This window comes from Streptomyces sp. NBC_01233 (genome assembly GCF_035989305.1).
GTDB lineage: Bacteria > Actinomycetota > Actinomycetes > Streptomycetales > Streptomycetaceae > Streptomyces.
Genome location: NZ_CP108514.1, coordinates 2,798,294 through 2,814,714, shown reverse-complemented (window position 1 = coordinate 2,814,714; position 16,421 = coordinate 2,798,294). Strand labels below are relative to the sequence as shown.

General features: G+C 73.6%; 11 protein-coding genes. 3 read left to right on the top strand and 8 right to left on the bottom strand.

The annotated features are described in order from the left end of the window. The first annotated feature begins 83 nt into the window (after window positions 1-83). On the top strand, window positions 84-5,429 hold the full coding sequence (gene pulA, locus OG332_RS13055; protein WP_327413619.1) for a pullulanase-type alpha-1,6-glucosidase: 5,346 nt from the start codon (window positions 84-86) through the stop codon (window positions 5,427-5,429). Here the strand turns inward: pulA and OG332_RS13050 are convergent. The 8 genes from OG332_RS13050 to OG332_RS13015 all read right to left on the bottom strand — a co-directional run bounded on the left by OG332_RS13050 (window position 5,416) and on the right by OG332_RS13015 (window position 13,833). Beyond that, a complete protein-coding gene (locus tag OG332_RS13050; RefSeq protein ID WP_327413618.1) occupies window positions 5,416-5,952 on the bottom strand; it encodes a GNAT family N-acetyltransferase in 537 nt (178 codons plus the stop codon). The two genes, pulA and OG332_RS13050, sit on opposite strands and share 14 nt — an antisense overlap. A gap of 77 nt (window positions 5,953-6,029) precedes the next feature. Continuing rightward, window positions 6,030-6,746, bottom strand: coding sequence for a TetR/AcrR family transcriptional regulator (locus OG332_RS13045; protein ID WP_327413617.1), 717 nt, complete (start codon window positions 6,744-6,746; stop codon window positions 6,030-6,032). A 23-nt stretch (window positions 6,747-6,769) separates the two neighbouring features. Further along, on the bottom strand, window positions 6,770-7,816 hold the full coding sequence (locus tag OG332_RS13040; RefSeq protein WP_327413616.1) for a PDR/VanB family oxidoreductase: 1,047 nt from the start codon (window positions 7,814-7,816) through the stop codon (window positions 6,770-6,772). After that, window positions 7,813-8,709, bottom strand: a complete 897-nt coding sequence (locus OG332_RS13035) for a metal-dependent hydrolase (protein WP_327413615.1) — start codon at window positions 8,707-8,709, stop codon at window positions 7,813-7,815. The genes OG332_RS13040 and OG332_RS13035 overlap by 4 nt, the downstream gene beginning before the upstream one ends. A 77-nt stretch (window positions 8,710-8,786) precedes the next feature. After that, entirely contained in the window at window positions 8,787-10,187 is a 1,401-nt protein-coding gene (locus OG332_RS13030) for a hypothetical protein (RefSeq protein ID WP_327413614.1), read from the bottom strand. A gap of 186 nt (window positions 10,188-10,373) precedes the next feature. Then, a complete protein-coding gene (locus tag OG332_RS13025) occupies window positions 10,374-12,305 on the bottom strand; it encodes a hypothetical protein (protein WP_442816150.1) in 1,932 nt (643 codons plus the stop codon). Between the two features lie 108 nt (window positions 12,306-12,413). Next, window positions 12,414-13,211, bottom strand: a complete 798-nt coding sequence (locus OG332_RS13020; RefSeq protein WP_327413613.1) for a tyrosine-protein phosphatase — start codon at window positions 13,209-13,211, stop codon at window positions 12,414-12,416. Between the two features lie 34 nt (window positions 13,212-13,245). Then, window positions 13,246-13,833 (bottom strand): rhomboid-like protein, encoded by a 588-nt coding sequence (locus OG332_RS13015; RefSeq protein ID WP_327413612.1) that lies wholly within the window; start codon window positions 13,831-13,833, stop codon window positions 13,246-13,248. A 68-nt stretch (window positions 13,834-13,901) separates the two neighbouring features. On the opposite strand from OG332_RS13015, the gene OG332_RS13010 reads away from it, so the two are divergent. Continuing rightward, on the top strand, window positions 13,902-14,774 hold the full coding sequence (locus OG332_RS13010; RefSeq protein WP_327413611.1) for a hypothetical protein: 873 nt from the start codon (window positions 13,902-13,904) through the stop codon (window positions 14,772-14,774). 79 nt (window positions 14,775-14,853) lie between these two features. Beyond that, window positions 14,854-16,341, top strand: coding sequence for a PepSY-associated TM helix domain-containing protein (locus OG332_RS13005; RefSeq protein WP_327413610.1), 1,488 nt, complete (start codon window positions 14,854-14,856; stop codon window positions 16,339-16,341). Window positions 16,342-16,421: the final 80 nt, after the last annotated feature.

Genomic DNA, 16,421 nt, shown 5'->3' with positions numbered 1-16,421 from the left:
CCGACCAGGGCCGCCCGGCACCACTCTCCCCGCCACCGCCGGGCGGCCCTCATCCGTGCGACACGTACACAAGGAGACCAGCCTTGATACGCCCTGCCGCAGGAGTGCTCGCCGCCGCCCTGGCCGTGACGCTCCTGCCCGCCCTCCCCGCCGCGGCCGATGCCGCCGCGAAGCCGCCCGCCCCGCCCTCGGACGCGAAGCTGGCCGCCGAACCGGCCCGGCACGACCTGACCCGGGATCAGTTCTACTTCGTGCTCCCCGACCGGTTCGCCAACGGCGACCCGCGCAACGACCGGGGCGGCCTGACCGGCTCCCGCCTGGAAACCGGCCTGGACCCGACGGACAAGGGCTTCTACCAGGGCGGCGACCTCAAGGGGCTCACCGACCGGCTGGACTACATCAAGGGGCTCGGCACCACCGCCATCTGGATGGCGCCGATCTTCAAGAACCAGCCGGTGCAGGGCAAGGGCGACGACGTCTCCGCCGGCTACCACGGCTACTGGATCACCGACTTCACCCAGGTCGACCCGCACTTCGGCACCAACGCCGACCTGGAGCGGCTGATCGACACGGCGCACGGGAAGGGGATGAAGGTCTTCTTCGACGTCATCACCAACCACACCGCCGACGTCGTCGACTACCGGGAGGCCTCCTACTCGTACCTGTCGAAGGGGGCGTTCCCGTACCTGACGAAGGACGGAGTGCCGTTCGACGACGCCGACCATGCAGGCGGGAAGGGGAAGTTCCCCAAGGTCGACGGGGAGTCCTTCCCGAGGACCCCCTTCGTGCCGGACGCGAAGAAGAACCTCAAGGTCCCCGCCTGGCTCAACGACCCGACGATGTACCACAACCGGGGCGACTCCACCTTCGCCGGCGAATCCTCCGACCAGGGAGACTTCTTCGGCCTCGACGACCTGTGGACCGAGCGTCCCGAGGTCGTCGAAGGGATGGAGAAGATCTACGGGAAGTGGGTCAAGGACTTCGGCATCGACGGCTTCCGGATCGACACCGTCAAGCACGTCAACACCGAGTTCTGGACGCAGTGGGCGACCGCACTCGACCAGTACGCGGCGAAGCGCGGCCGTGACGACTTCTTCATGTTCGGCGAGGTCTACTCCGCCGACACCGCCGTCACCTCCCCCTACGTGACGCGCGGCCGCCTCGACGCCACCCTCGACTTCCCGCTGCAGGACGCGATCCGCGCGTACGCCTCGCAGGGCGCGGGAGCCGGCCGGCTGGCCTCCGTCCTGGGCGACGACTACCGGTACACCAGCGACAAGGCCAACGCCTACGAGCAGGTCACCTTCCTGGGCAACCACGACATGGGCCGCTTCGGCACCTTCCTGAAGCAGGACCGGCCGGGCGCGGGGGAGCAGGAGCTGCTGGACCGCTACCGGCTGGCCAACGAGCTGATGTTCCTCTCCCGGGGCAACCCGGTGATCTACTCCGGTGACGAGCAGGGCTTCACGGGCGCGGGCGGCGACAAGGACGCCCGCCAGCCGCTCTTCGCCTCACAGGCCGCCGACTACCTGGACGACGACCAGCTCGGAACGGCGCGCACGCATGCGAGCGATGCCTACGATCCGGAGCACCCCCTCTACCAGCAGATCAGTGCTCTCGCGAAGCTGACCAAGGCCCACCCCGCCCTGCGTGACGGCATCCAGAGCGAGCGCCTCGCCGACGGCTCCGTCTACGCCTTCGCACGCACCGACGCGCGCAGCCGCACCGAGTACCTGGTCGCCGCCAACAACGGAGCCGAGTCCCGCACCGTCGAGATCGACGCCCCGGCCGGCGCCCAGTACCGCACCCTCTACGGCGGCACCGCCCTGCTCCGCGCCTCCGCGGCGGGCAAGCTCACCGTCGTCGTCCCCGCCTCCGGCTCGGTGGTCCTCCAGGCCGTCGCCCCCCTCGCCGCCCCCACCGCCAAGCCCGCCCTCACCCTCAAGGCCCCGGCCCCCGGCGCCACCGGCACCGTCGAGCTCTCCGCCGACGTCACCGGCGGCGGCCTGAACCGGGTCGTCTTCGCCGCGCAGAGCGGCAACGAGAAGTGGCAGGTGCTCGGTTCCGCCGACCACGCCCCCTACAAGGTCACCCAGCACGTCACCGCCCCGGCCGGCACCGCCCTGCGCTACAAGGCCGTCGTGATCGACGCCGCGGGCCGCACCGCGAGCGCCCTCGCCGAGTCCGCCGCCGGCCAGGCCCCGCCCGTCGGGACCCCCACCGCCACCCAGCGCGACTACGCCGTCGTCCACTACAACCGCCCCGACGGCGACTACGCGAACTGGCGGCTCTACGCCTGGGGCGACCTCGCCGACGGCGAAGCCACCCCCTGGCCCGAGGGCCACGGCTTCACCGGCCGCGACGCCTACGGCGCCTTCGCGTACGTCAGGCTGAAGCCCGGCGCCTCCTCCGTCGGCTACCTCGTCATCGACAAGGACGGGAACAAGGACGTCGCCGCCGACCGCACCATCGACGTGACGAAGACCGGCGAGATCTGGCTGGAGCAGGGCAAGGAGCCCGCCCGCACCGACCGCCCGGCCTACCCGCCGCAGGACCAGGCCAAGGCCGTCCTGCACTACCAGCGCCCCGACGGCGCCTACGACGGCTGGGGCCTGCACGTCTGGACCGGCGCCGCGAGCCCCACTGACTGGTCCAAGCCGCTGCTCCCCGCCCGCACCGACTCCTACGGCGCGGTCTACGAGGTCCCGCTCGCGGCCGGCGCCACCAGCCTGAGCTACATCCTCCACAAGGGCGACGAGAAGGACCTCCCCTCCGACCAGTCCCTGGACCTGAAGGCCACCGGCCACGAGGTCTGGATGCTGGGCGGAAAGGAGAAGTACCTCCTGCCGCAGCCCGCCGGCTCCTCCGCCGCCCTGGACCTCACCAAGTCCCAGGCGGTCTGGATCGACCGCGACACGCTCGCCTGGAACGCCCCCGCGGCCGCCGCCTCCGTACAGCTCCTCGCCTCCCGCGAAGGCGCCGTCAAGGCGGACAACGGCACGCTGACCGGGCCCGCCCGGTGGCTGCGGCTGAACCGGGCCGAGCTCACCGCCGCCCAGAAGCAGAAGTTCCCGCACCTGGCCGCGTACGCCGCGTACACCGTCGACCCGCGCGACCGCGACCGGGTCCGCGAGGCCCTGCGCGGCCAGCTCGTCGCCAGTGCCCGCGCCGCGAACGGCGCCGTCCTCGCCGCCACCGGCGTCCAGCTCGCCGGCGTCCTGGACGACCTGTACGCGACGACCACGGCCCTCGGCCCGGTCTTCAAGGACGGCCGCCCCACCCTCTCCGTCTGGGCCCCCACCGCCCAGCAGGTCTCCCTCGAACTCGACGGCCGCACGGTCGCCATGCGCCGCGACGACGCCACCGGCGTCTGGTCGGTGCGCGGCGAGCGCTCCTGGACCGGGAAGCCGTACCGCTACGCCGTCACCGTCTGGGCCCCGAGCACCGGGCAGATCGTTCGCAACCTCGTCACCGACCCGTACTCCACCGCCCTGACCGCCGACTCCACCCACAGCCTGGCCGTGGACCTCGCCGATCCGAAGCTCGCCCCGCCCGGCTGGAAGGACCTGCGCAAGCCCGCGCCCGTCCCCTTCACCTCCGCGCAGATCCAGGAGCTGCACATCCGCGACTTCTCCGTCGCGGACCGCACCAGCACCCACCCCGGCCAGTACCTCGCCTTCACCGACACCGCCTCGGCGGGCATGCGGCACCTGCGCGACCTGGCCACCGCCGGAACCTCGTACGTCCACCTCCTCCCGGCCTTCGACATCGGCACCATCCCGGAGAAGCCGGCGGACCGCACCGAGCCCGCCTGCGACCTCGCGGTGTACGCGCCGGACTCGCAGGAGCAGCAGGCCTGCGTGGCCGCCGCGGCCGCGAAGGACGCGTACAACTGGGGCTACGACCCGCTGCACTACACCGTCCCCGAGGGCAGCTACGCGAGCGACCCGAACGGCACGGCCCGTACCGTCGAGTTCCGCAGGATGGTGCAGTCCCTGAACGGGTCCGGGCTGCGCACCGTGATGGACGTGGTCTACAACCACACCGTCGCCGCCGGCCAGTCGGACAAGTCCGTCCTCGACCGCATCGTCCCCGGCTACTACCAGCGGCTGCTGGCCGACGGCTCCGTCGCCACCTCCACCTGCTGCGCGAACACCGCCCCCGAGAACGCCATGATGGGCCGGCTCGTCGTGGACTCGGTCGTCACGTGGGCGAAGGAGTACAAGGTCGACGGCTTCCGCTTCGACCTGATGGGCCACCACCCGAAGGCCAACATCCTGGCCGTCCGCAAGGCCCTCGACGGCCTGACCCTCGCCAAGGACGGGGTCGACGGCAAGAAGATCGTGCTCTACGGGGAGGGCTGGAACTTCGGCGAGATCGCCGACGACGCCCGCTTCGTGCAGGCCACGCAGAAGAACATGGCCGGGACCGGCATCGCCACCTTCTCCGACCGGGCGCGCGACGCGGTCCGCGGCGGCGGCCCCTTCGACGAGGACCCGCGCGTCCAGGGCTTCGCCTCGGGCCTGTTCACCAGCCCCAACTCCTCGCCCGCCAACGGCACCCCGGCCGAGCAGAGGGCCCGCCTGCTGCACGCCCAGGACCTCATCAAGGTGGGCCTGTCGGGCAACCTCGCCTCGTACGCCTTCACCGACACCACCGGCCGCCGCACCAAGGGCTCCGAGCTGGACTACAACGGGGCCCCGGCCGGCTACGCGGCCGCCCCCGGCGACGCCCTCGCCTACGCCGACGCCCACGACAACGAGACCCTCGCCGACGCCCTGACCTACAAGCTCCCGCCGGCCACGAGCAACGCGGACAAGGCCCGCATGCAGGTCCTGGCCATGGCGACGGCCACCCTCTCGCAGGGCCCGTCCCTCTCCCAGGCGGGCACGGACCTGCTGCGCTCCAAGTCCCTGGACCGCAACTCCTACGACAGCGGCGACTGGTTCAACGCGATCCAGTGGGACTGCCGCAGCGGGAACGGCTTCGGCCGGGGCCTGCCCCCGGCCGCCGACAACGCCCCGAAGTGGCTCTACGCGAAGCCGCTCCTGACGGGACCGGCCCCCACCTGCGGGGACATCACCGCCACCGCGGCGGCCCACCGCGACCTGATGAAGATCCGCACCACCGAGCCGGAGTTCGCCCTCACCACGGCGGAGACGGTCCAGTCGCGGCTGGCCTTCCCCCTCTCGGGCAAGGACGAGACCCCGGGCGTGATCACCATGACCCTGGGCGACCTGGTGGTGGTCTTCAACGCCACCCCCACCGCCCAGCCCCAGCGCGTCCCCGCCCTCGCGGGCACCGCCTACCGGCTGCACCCGGTCCAGGCCGCCGGCTCCGACCCCACGGTCAAGCAGTCCGCGTACGACACCACGACAGGAGAGTTCACGGCCCCCGCCCGCACCGTCTCGGTCTTCAAACGACGGTGAGTTCGTCCAGCCGCTTCTCCATCAGGATCACCCCGTAGGTCCTGCCGTCCTTCCCCTCCTTGTTGGGGAGCTCCCCGACCACCCGGTAGCCCGCACCCCGGTAGTACGCGAGCAGCCGGGGGTTGGTGGAGACGCAGTCCAGCCGCGCCCGCTCCCGTCCGGTCCTGGCGATCCGCCGCTCGGCATGTTCGAGCAGGCGGCGCCCGGCGCCGGCGGGGGCGGCCTCGCGCTCCACCATCAGGCGGTGGACGTACCCGGCGACCGGAGGCTGGACGCCCCAGGCCTCCTCGTCGGACCACCACAGCTCGTACGCCCCGACCACCCGGCCGTCGGAGTCGCCGCCGAGCCACACCTCGCCGTCGCCCATGCGCGCGCGGAAGTGGGCGGCGTCCTTGTCACCGGGCTTCCACTGGTCGATCCCGTGCTTGCGCATCCAGCGGGCGGCCTGGTCGTACAGCCGCACCAGCGTGCCGGCGTCCTTCTCCGCGGCCCGTCGGAACAAGATCCCGTCGTCAATGATCACGCGGGCATTATCGGTGATCGGGTGCCGCCGATGATCAAGGGATGCCGATGATCGGGGCCGCCCCGGCACCGGCCCGGTCACCGCGGCTGCGGCACCTCGCCCGGGACGAGCGCGCCGAGGCGCCCGACCAGCTCCCCGAACGGTCCGTCGGCCGGCTCGTCGGCCAGGATCCGTACGAGGATCCCCGCCATCTCCGCGTCGTAGGCGGCGCTCACCGCGGCCAGCGCGGCGAAGTCGTGCACCAGCTGCAGTTCCAGCTCGCCCCGCGGGATCCTGCGCCCGTCCAGCCAGATGAGGGCCGTGGACTCGGCGAGCGACACCCAGGACCGCACCACGAGCTCCAGCCGCGCCGGGGGATCCTCCAGCCCGATGCCCAGGTGCGTGAGGATCTGCTCGTACGCCGCCTGCCGGACCTCGTCGATCATCGCGTTGGCCCGGCTGCTGCCGGCCGCCGGACCGCCCCGCATCAGCGCCGAGAAACCCGGCCCGTGGTCGTCGACGAAGGCGAAGAACCGCCCCATCACCCGCAGCAGCCGCGCCCCGAGCGGCCCCTCCCGGGGCTCCACGAACCGCAGTGCCAGCTCGTCGGCCGCCCGGCGCAGCGCGGCCTCGTACAGGCTCAGCTTGCCGGGAAAGTAGTGGTAGACGAGCGGCCGGGATATCCCCGCGGCCGCCGCGATCTCGTCGATCGACACATCGTCGGGCGAGCGGTGGCTGAACAGCTCCAGGGCCACCCCGATCAGCTGTTGCCGCCGCTCCTCGACACCCATCCTGCGTCGCACCCCGGTTGTCATGCGGACACCCTACTGGGGAGCGTTCACAGGTCCAGGACGAGGCGGTCCCCCTTGGCGCGCGAGACGCACAACAGCATCGAGTCCGCCCGCTCCCGGTCCGTGAGCAGCTCGTCGCGGTGGTCCACCGCGCCCGACAGGACGCGGTGTTGGCAGGTCCCGCAGAAACCCTGCTCGCAGGAGTACGGGGTGGCGGGCAGCTCCCGGCGCACCGCGGCCAGGGTGGTCTCGTCCGCCGCGACCTCGACGACCCGTCCCGAGCGGTGGAGTTCGACGGTGAACGGCTGCGCCGGGCCGGGCTCCGCCGCCGGAGAGAAGCGTTCCAGGCGGACCGCCGCCGTGTCCGGGGCCGCCGCCGTGACGGCCAGCATCAGGGGTTCCGGCCCGCAGCAGTAGACCAGGGTGCCGGGCGGCGCCGCGGCGAGCGGGGTCAGGTCGGGCAGGCCCACCTCGTCTTCGGGATGGACCGTGACCCGGTCGCCGTAGGTCGCGAGGTCGTCCAGGAAGGGCATCGAGTCGAGGGAGCGGCCCCCGTACAGGAGGGTCCAGTCGGCGCCCGCCGCCGTGGCGGCCCGGAGCATCGGCAGGATCGGGGTGATGCCGATGCCGCCCGCGACGAAGACGTACGAGGGCGCCGGGACCAGCTCGAAGCGGTTGCGCGGCGGGCGCAGCTCCAGCTCGGCGCCCTCGACCAGCTGGTCGTGCGCCTCGCGGGAGCCGCCGCGGCCGTCCTCGACCAGCCGGATCGCGATCGTGTACCTGCCGCCGTCCGCCGGGTCGCCGCACAGGGAGTACTGGCGGACCAGGCCCGAGGGCAGGGTGACGTCCACGTGCGCGCCCGGGGTCCACGCCGGGAGGTCCGGGGATTCCAGTGCCAGGTGCAGCACGCCCTCGGCCGGCTCCGTACGGGAGACGATCAGTGCGCGCAGCGCACGGCGCGGGGAGTGGCCCGAGACCGGTGTCTCCAGGGCGGGCAGGGGCCAGAGCGGGGACTTCCCGATGCGGCGGTTCAGGGCGCGCCTGGTCACCCAGGCCGCACCGGCCACCGCCGTGACCGCGAGGGCGCGCTTCATGCCCGCGCACCGCCGTTCGCACCGGGGGAGGCGGCGAGGTAGGCCACCGCCTGGGCCGTCGAGCCCTCCTGGGAGGGGTGGTACGTGCGGGAGAGGTACTTCGGTATGGACTTCAGCATGGCGCCGGTGGACGGCAGGACTCCCTGCTGCCCCGCCCGGAAGAACTGGCCGAAGGAGGCCTTGGAGGCCACCAGTTGCGGGTCGTTCTCCATGAAGAAGCGCACGCCGCGCTGCCACAGGAAGACCAGGGCCGTGAAGGCGGTGGCCCAGGTCCGGGCCCGGCGGCGGTAGTTGCCGTCGACGTGCATGAAGAGGTCGAAGGCCACCGAGCGGTGCTCGACCTCCTCCGCCCCGTGCCAGCGCAGCAGGTCGAGCATGGTGGGGTCGGCGCCCCGCCGGTCCAGGGCGTCGGCGTTCAGCACCCAGTCGCCGAGGAACGCCGTGTAGTGCTCGATCGCCGCGATCATCGCGACCCGTTCCATCAGCCACCAGTGCCGGGCCCTGCCCGGCGGGAGGGTCCGGTCGCCGAGCAGCTTCTCGAACAGCCAGTCCACCTGCGCGGTGTACGGGGTGGGGTCCAGCCCGAGCCTCTTCAGGTGGGGGAGCACGTCGTCGTGCGCGGCGGCGTGCATGGCCTCCTGGCCGATGAAGCCGACCACGTCCGCCCGCAGTCGCTCGTCCTTGATGTGGGGGAGGACCTGCTTGTAGACGTGCACGAACCAGCGCTCCCCCGCGGGGAGCAGCAGGTGCAGCACATTGATCATGTGCCCGGCGAAGGGTTCGCCGGGAAGCCAGTGGAGCGGGGTGTCCTCCCAGCCGAAGGACACGTTCCGGGGCCTCAGGTCCACGTGTTCCGACGCCACGGGGGCGGGCGCGAGCGGCGTATTAGACATGATGTCAATGTACTGATGGGTACAGGGGGTGAGAAGCCCCCTGCGCCGACTTCTCGCGCCCGCCCGCCGCCGCGCGGCTACCGCCCGGTGCTTCCGCTCGCGAGCGCCCACTCGCGGTTCAGGGCGCCCAGCGGGATCTTGCGCTCGAACACGGGCGTGCCGAACAGGGACAGCTGGAGGTGGAGCTGCCCGCTCAGGTCGAATCCGCCGTACAGCGCCCAGGCGCCGTTGAGGGAGGTCTTGCCGTCGCCGGACGCGGTCGCCTTGGCGTCGGCCTCGCCGCGCAGGTAGGGGGCGAAGTCGGCGGTGACGCCGACGGCGCCGTAGAGGCCGACGGACGCCTCGGCGCCGAGCGCGCCCTTGACGCGCCCGGTGGCGGTGACGGTCGCCTGGACCGGCGTGCTCTGGACGTTCGACGTGCTGACCGGCGTCCAGCCCTTGCCGGAGGCGTAGCTGCCGCCGACCTTGAAGTCGCCCTTGACGTCCTGCTGGACGTCGAGGGTCACGCGGCCGTCGGCCTCCACCTGGATGTAGCAGGTCAGGTCGAGGTTGACGACGACCGGAACCGGGCCGACCTGGATGACCGGAGAGCTGTGCAGCTTCGCGAAGGGGATCCGCTTGGGGGTTCCGGTGCTCGCGGCGGCGCGGCCCTGGAGCTTCCACTGCGAGGACCAGTCGCCGCTCATCCCGAGGAAGGCGCCGCGCGGGCCGGCGCCGCCGCCCGGGGTGCCGTCGTACGAGAACTCGACCTGGGGGGCGAGCTGGACGAAGCCGGTCACCGAGGCGCCGGCCGAGGCGGGCGCGTCCGGGGCGGTGTCGACGGAGGCGTCGACGTCGAGCCGCAGGTTCCCGAGCGGGAGCTTCGCGCCCTCGGGGCCGAACTTCAGGCCCTGGCTCTTGGCCCAGGAGAAGGTGACGCCCTTCATCAGGGGCTCGACGGTGACCGATGCCGGGTCGACGGGGACCTTGCCGTCGGCCTTGTCGTCGCCCAGGACGGAGTTCAGCGTCGTGGCGGCGGTCTTGACCTCGGTGCCCCGGTCGGTCTTGCCGACGACCTCGGTGACCTTGGCGAGCAGGCCGTTGGGTGCGCCCGGTGCCGGGGCGCTGGCGATGACGTCGCCCGCCGCGACGGGCTTGGCGGCCTCGGGGGACTTGCCCGTGGACGGCGCGCGGGTGGGCCCCTCGGGGGCCGTGGATATGACGGCCCGTCCGCTCTTGCTGTCGTAGGAGGCGACCTTCAGCGAGGACTTCTCGGTCTTGCCCTTGCCGTCTGCCCGGGACACGGCCGCGGGTGTGGGCGAGCCCTGTGGCGCCGCGGCCACGTCGAGCTGCTGGGACGCGCCGTCGGCCGACGGGGTGAGGGGGGCGGGGGCGGCCGGTTCGGCGGCGCCGGTGTGGGGTGTCGAGGAGCAGCCGGTGGCGGCGAGCGCGAGGGCGGTCAGGCCGGGGAGCAGGAGGCGTCGGGCGAGCATGCGCACGTGGTTGACCTTCAGGCGGGTGAGGGGTGTGGGGGATTACCGAGCGGTAACCGGAATCCGATCATGCCATGTGCGCGCTACGACCGTCATGTCCGGATCCCGCCAACTCCTCGGCCGGGCTTGGTCGTTGAATCTTCACCCGCCTCTGCAGCCCGGCCCGCCGCCTCCTCCTGGTGCGGTCCCCGCCTAACGCAGCGTCCCCGCCTTCGTCCCGTCCGTCAGCCTGCCCGACAGGTCCACCTGCGCGCCGGCCGGAGCCTTGACCGCCAGCCGGCTGCCGTTCGCCGTCCCGCTCACCCCACCGCCCGACACCGACAGCGAGGCGAACTGTGCACTGCCCGCCGCCAGGACGTACCACTGGCCCGCCCGCGACTTCCACAGCACGCCCGCCAGCACCCGAGGCTCCCGCAGCCCGCACGCCGCGGACCCCTCGGACTTGGCCGCCTGCGCCGCCATCGCCGAGCCCGGGGCCAGGAACTGCACCTGCACCCGGTCCGCCGCGCCCTGCCAGGTCTCGGCCCGGGTGCAGAGCCAGGTCGCCGTACCGTCGCCCTCCGGCAGCGGCTGCTTCGCGTACGTCCAGGCGTTGACCGTACGGACCCCGTGCGAGCGGACCGAGGGCAGCAGACAGGCGATCTTCGACCAGTCCCCGAGTTCCGCGGCCTCCGTCACGTCCCGCTCGGCGCCCGGCGCGCCCGACGTCAGCCGGGCCGGGGTCAGTTCGCCGAGGTCGGTGATCAGCCGGGTGGCGCCGTCACCGGTCAGGGACAGGGCGTTCCAGCTCGTACAGCTGCCCGCCGGGGCCGGGCTCGCGACCGGCGGGGTCACCCCGTCCGGGGCCGGCTTCAGCACCGCCGCCGGGCCGCCGGGCTTGAGCAGGTCCCGCAGGGCGGCGCCGGTGACCCAGGGGGCGGTGAGGTAGCGGACGTTGCCGTCGACCCGGCTGAGCACCAGCGCGGTCGCGGTGTCGGCCGAGGCGCCGTCGGTCCGGGCGAAGTCGAGGGCGGCGCCGGCGGTCCCCGTGCGCGGTTCGGCGTAGCGGACCACCCGCAGGCCGTCGTGGAACAGGACCACGACGGCCTGGTCGACGGCGCCCGCGAACAGCAGCTGCGCCGGCCCCATCGGCGGTCCGGCGGGCGTCCCCGGCGTGGCCGAGACGACCACGGAGGAGCCGGGCCGGGCCCAGGCCGCCAGCGCCCGGCGCAGCAGGGCGGTGTCGTCGGCGCGGTCCCCGCGGGCGGGCCAGGTGGAGAAGTCCGTACGGGAGGACGTGCGCCACAGCGCGGGCGCGGCCCGGACCAGCTTCCCGGGATCCAGGGCCTGCTCGGCCGCGGCGTTGCGGGAGTAGAGCGGGGCGGCGGCCCCGTCCGAGCCCCAGCCCCCGCCGGGCAGCGCGAGCAGCGCCCCGCACACGGCGAGGGCGGCCGCGGCGGCCAGCGCGGCCCGGCCGAGCCGGCGCCGCCGCAGCAGGTCGGTGGGACGGGCCTGGAGCACGCACGGGTCGAACTCGGGGGAGGCGAACAGGGCGTCGTTCGCCGGATCCCCGGACTCGGCGACGGCGGCGGCCGGATCCGGCACCCCGGCCTCGTCGAGCACCCGGAGCACCTCCGGCTCGGGCAGCCGCTCCAGGGCCCGCAGCACGCAGGCGGCCCGGCCGGGCCCGTCGAGGGTGGCCAGCCACTGGTCGAGGGCGAGTTCCTCGGCCCCGCCCGAACGGGGGAACAGCCGCAGCCCCCAGACCTGGGGGAGCAGCGGCGGGAGCTGCGCGCGCCGGGGCAGCGCCCGGAAGGTCAGCGCGATCCCCGCCTCCAGGGCGGCGCGCAGCACGCGCAGCCGGACGTAGGCGTAACCGGAGTCGGCCGCCCCGGCCCGCTGGCCCGGAACCCCGCCCTGTACGGCCGCCGCGGCCGCCGCCGAGTCCCGCCGCCCGCGCGGCAGCGCCCGCTGGACAAGCGAGTGGGCGGTGAGCACCCGCCGGTTGCGGCCGAGGGCGGGCGGCAGCACCAGATAGGCGAGCCGCACCAGCCGCGGATAGTGCTCGACGATGGCGGCTTCGGCCTGCTCGACGTCCGGCGGCACGGGAGGCAGGGGGCGGTTGGCGGTATCCGGCGCAGTCACGTTCAGCAGAACGAGCGAATCGTCGGATGGTCACCCGTCCGGAGGGCCTCTCGCCCCCTCCGCGGGGGTGCCGGGTCGGGCCGCAGGGCGGGCGACCCGGCTACGGGGTCAGGCCACCAGGCGGGCGCGCAGTGCGTCGACGGTCTCGTCGGGGACGCCGAGTCCCTCGCGGACGTACTTCTCCATGGAGCCGTAGCGCGTCTCCATCTCGTCCAGCGCCGCCTCCAGGTAGGAGGGGAAGACGCCGATCAGGGCGAGCGCGATGTCCGGGTCGCCGCCGGCCGCGGTGAAACCCTCGATCATCGGGGCGAAGGCCTGCTTGACCGCGGGGTTGACGGAGAGGTACTCGGCCATCAGGGTCTCGTCGTCCGCGCCGAGCAGCGCCAGGATGACCGTCGCGCCCCAGCCGGTCCGGTCCTTGCCGGCCGTGCAGTGGAAGAGCAGCGGGCCGGCCGTGGGGTCGGCTGCCTCGGTGAGCAGCATGCGGTACGCGGCCTGCGCGGAGACGGAGTTCACGAAGGACCGGTAGGTGTCGGCGAACAGGGCCTGGGCCTTGCCCCCGCCCAGGTGCTCCTCGGCCACCGCCGGGTCGGACAGCAGGTGCTTGAGCTGCGACGCGGCGGGCTTCTTGCCGGCCTCCCTCAGCTTGTCCGCGAGGACGTCGCCGATCAGCAGCCGGGCCCCGCCGGGTATCCGGTCGGGGTGGTCGGCGCGCTCTGCGTCCGTGCGGAAGTCGATGACGGTCCGCACGCCCAGCGCGGCCACCACCGGATCGGCGTCGAGGTCGAGCCGGTCGAGCTGGCCGGAGCGCAGCACCAGGCCCGGGCGGACGGTGCGGCCGCCGGGGAGCGGGGTGCCACCCAGGTCGCGGAGGTTGGCGACGGTGGTGGAGGGAGTGACGGTCATCGTGGCGGCTCCAGCGGTACGGTCATGCGGCGATTCAGGCAATTTTCTGATGTTTCGCACCGGAAAGACAATCGAGGGCCAGTGAGACCCCGATGCCGATCCCGAGCGCCGCCAGGTGTCCGGCGTCGGTGAAGGTCCGCCCGCGCTTCAGTACGGGCGCCGCGGCGAGCGCGAGCAGGCCGGCCCGGGCGGCGGTGCGGACCGCTCCGCGCGGCAGGGCCGAGGTCAGTGCGCCGAGCACGGCGTTGAAGCCGTAACTCGTCCCCACGTCCAGGGCGCGCCGGGTTCCCGGATCGGCCGTCCTGCGCAGGGCGCCGTACACGAGGAGGGTCGCCGTGGCGTGCCCGAACAGGAACACCGCGGCCGTCCACCAGGCGCCGTACGCGTACTCGGCGTACCCGAGGACCGCGACGAGCAGCAGGGCGTAGGGCAGGGGCATCGGCTCCTCGACGACGACGGCGCTGCTCAGCAGCGTCTCCCAGCGCCCGGCGGCGAGGTTGTCGACGTTCGTCGAGCAGTTGCGCAGCAGCCGATCCCGCTCCGCCGCCCCCATCCGCTCCAGGGCGTACGCCCCGAGCTGGACTCCGCCGGCGTACACCGCTCCCAGTGGAATTGCCTTCACGCTTCCATGATCGGATACCGCCCTCTGGCGGGCGCCACCGGGCCGCCCCGTGCGAACATGTCCCGGCCATGTCTGAGGAATCCGCGCCCCTGCGCGCCACGCGGGCCGCAATATTCGCGGCGATGTGCGTGGCTTTGGGTGCGGTGGGGCATTCGTACATGTCCGGTACGGATATCCCCCTGGTCGGTCTTCTGAGCGCTTTCGCCGTGACCGGCGGGCTCGCCTGCCTCGCCGCCGGGCGGCGGCGGGGGCCCGTGGGGATCACCGCGGCCGTGCTCGCCGTCCAGGGGGTGCTGCACCTCGTCTTCTCGGGGAGCCGGGCCGCGGTGCACGTCGCCGCCGCCCCCGCGGCGGCGGAGGGGCACCACCACCACATGCCCGCGGCCGGCATCCCCGGTGCGGGGGACCCGGCTGATGTGGCGGGCATGGCCCACGCGGCCGGGACGGCCGATGCCGCCGGGGTTGCGGACGCGGCTCGGACGGCCGATGTCGCCGGGATGCCGGACGGGGCCGGGATGGCCGATGTCGCCGGGATGCCGGACCCGGCCGGGATGGCCGATGCGGCCGGGACGGCCGATCTGGCGGGCATGGCCGACATGGCCTGGATGGCCGCCGACGGCGGCGTCGGGATGATCGCCGCGCACCTGCTCGCCGGACTGCTCTGCGCCGCCTGGCTGGCGCGCGGCGAGGCCGCCGTCTTCCGGCTGGCCCGGGTCCTGGGCGCCGCCGCACTGCACGCGGCCCGACCGCTCGCCCGCGCACTCGCCCTGGTGCGGGCGCGGGCGGCCGCCGTACCGGCCCCGCCCGCCTTCCCCGCACCCTGCGAGCGGCCGCGCCGCCTGCGCGGGGCCGTGCACGCCCACGCCGTGGTGCGCCGCGGGCCGCCCGGATCCGGCCCGGTCCCCCGCTTCACGGCCCCCGGCCGTCCTGCCCGCGCCTGAACCGGCGCTCCCTCGGCGAGAGGGGTGGCGAGACCTGGGGCCGATGTCCCCATGCCTTCGCCGACACCGAGGAACCACCATGTCTCTTGACGAGGTTCAGGACGTCCGGACCCCGGACGCCGACCCATCCGGCATACCCAAGAGCCGCGGCGGCCGGGCCGCCCTGCGGCCGCTGCTCCTGCGCATGCACTTCTACGCGGGCCTGCTCATCGCCCCCCTGCTGTTCCTCGCCTCCGCCACCGGCCTGCTCTACGCGGCCTCCTGGCAGGCCGAGAAGATCGTCTACTCCGACGAGCTGACCGTCGCCCGCGTCGGCGAGAGCGTCCTGCCGCTCAGCGCCCAGGTCGAGGCGGCCAAGGTCGCCGCCCCCGAGGGCTCGGTCGTGTCCGTGTGGCCGGCCCCCGACGCCGAGGCCACCACCCGGGTGATCATGGAGAGCGAGGGGCTCCCGGAGGGCGGGACCCTCACCGTGTTCGTCGATCCGTATACGGCCGAGGTCCGCGGGCAGATCGAAACCGTCGGTGACGCGCTGCCCCTGCGCGCCTGGCTGAGCGAGTTCCACTCCAGCCTCCAGCTCGGGGAGTTCGGCCGGAACTACAGCGAACTCGCCGCGAGCTGGATGTGGGTGGTCGCGCTCGGCGGCCTCGCCCTGTGGATCGGCCGCCGCCGCAAGCGGAAGTCGCTGGGGGCACCTCCCAGCGGTAGCTGGGGGATCGTCCTCCCGGACCGCAAGGCCACCGGCCGCCGCCGCACCCTGTCCTGGCACGGGGCCGTCGGCCTGTGGTCCGTCGCCGGGCTCGTCGTCCTCTCCGCCACCGGCCTGACCTGGTCGAAGTGCGTCGGCGAGAACATCGGGCAGCTCCAGGACAGTCTCGGCGGGGCCACGCCGGCCGTCTCCGCCAAGCTGAAGCCGGGGGCGGAGTCCGGCGGCGCCGACGAACACGCGGGCCACACCATGCCCGAGGGCACGCAGATGCCCGCCCATGCGCCCACGGCCGACGTCGGCCTCGACCGGGCCGTGGACGCCGCCCGGGACGCCGGAGTCACCGAGGCGATCCGCGTGACCCTGCCCGCCAAGGGCAAGGGGTACGTGATCAAGGAGCAGGACAAGCAGGTGCCGGTGCACCTCGACGCGGTCGCGGTCGACCCCGCGGACGGCCGGATCATGGACGAACTGCGCTTCGCCGACTACCCCCTGCTCGCCAAGATGACCCGCTTCGGCATCGACCTGCACATGGGCCAGACCTTCGGGCTCGCCAACCAGATCGTGCTGGCCGCGCTCGCCGTCGCCGTGATGTTCCTCGTCTTCTGGGGCTACCGCATGTGGTGGCTGCGCCGGCCGACGAAGGACCGCAAGCTGTCCGTGGGCCGGGCGCAGCCGCGCGGCGCCTGGCGGAAGCTGCCGGTGACCACGCTGCTGCCGCTGGCCGCGGTGACGGGCGTGGTCGGCTGGTTCATCCCGCTGCTCGGGATCAGCCTGGCCGTCTTCCTCGTGGTCGACGTCCTGCTGGGCTTCGTCGCGGGCCTGCGCGCCAAGGCCGCCGCCCGAGCCGCCTCGGCCGCCTGAGCCGCCTCGGCAGCTGACCGTCCGACGCGCGCGGGCCCGTACTCCACCCGGGAGTACGGGCCCGCCGCGTACGGTCGACC

What these genes read in the sequence shown, in the direction of transcription:
- OG332_RS13045 (WP_327413617.1), bottom strand. Translation starts at nt 6,746, where the DNA reads ATGACAACCGGGGTGCGACGCAGGATGGGTGTCGAGGAGCGGCGGCAA.
- OG332_RS13040 (WP_327413616.1), bottom strand. Translation starts at nt 7,816, where the DNA reads ATGAAGCGCGCCCTCGCGGTCACGGCGGTGGCCGGTGCGGCCTGGGTG.
- OG332_RS13035 (WP_327413615.1), bottom strand. Translation starts at nt 8,709, where the DNA reads ATGTCTAATACGCCGCTCGCGCCCGCCCCCGTGGCGTCGGAACACGTG.
- OG332_RS13020 (WP_327413613.1), bottom strand. Translation starts at nt 13,211, where the DNA reads ATGACCGTCACTCCCTCCACCACCGTCGCCAACCTCCGCGACCTGGGT.
- OG332_RS13010 (WP_327413611.1), top strand. Translation starts at nt 13,902, where the DNA reads ATGTCTGAGGAATCCGCGCCCCTGCGCGCCACGCGGGCCGCAATATTC.
- OG332_RS13005 (WP_327413610.1), top strand. Translation starts at nt 14,854, where the DNA reads ATGTCTCTTGACGAGGTTCAGGACGTCCGGACCCCGGACGCCGACCCA.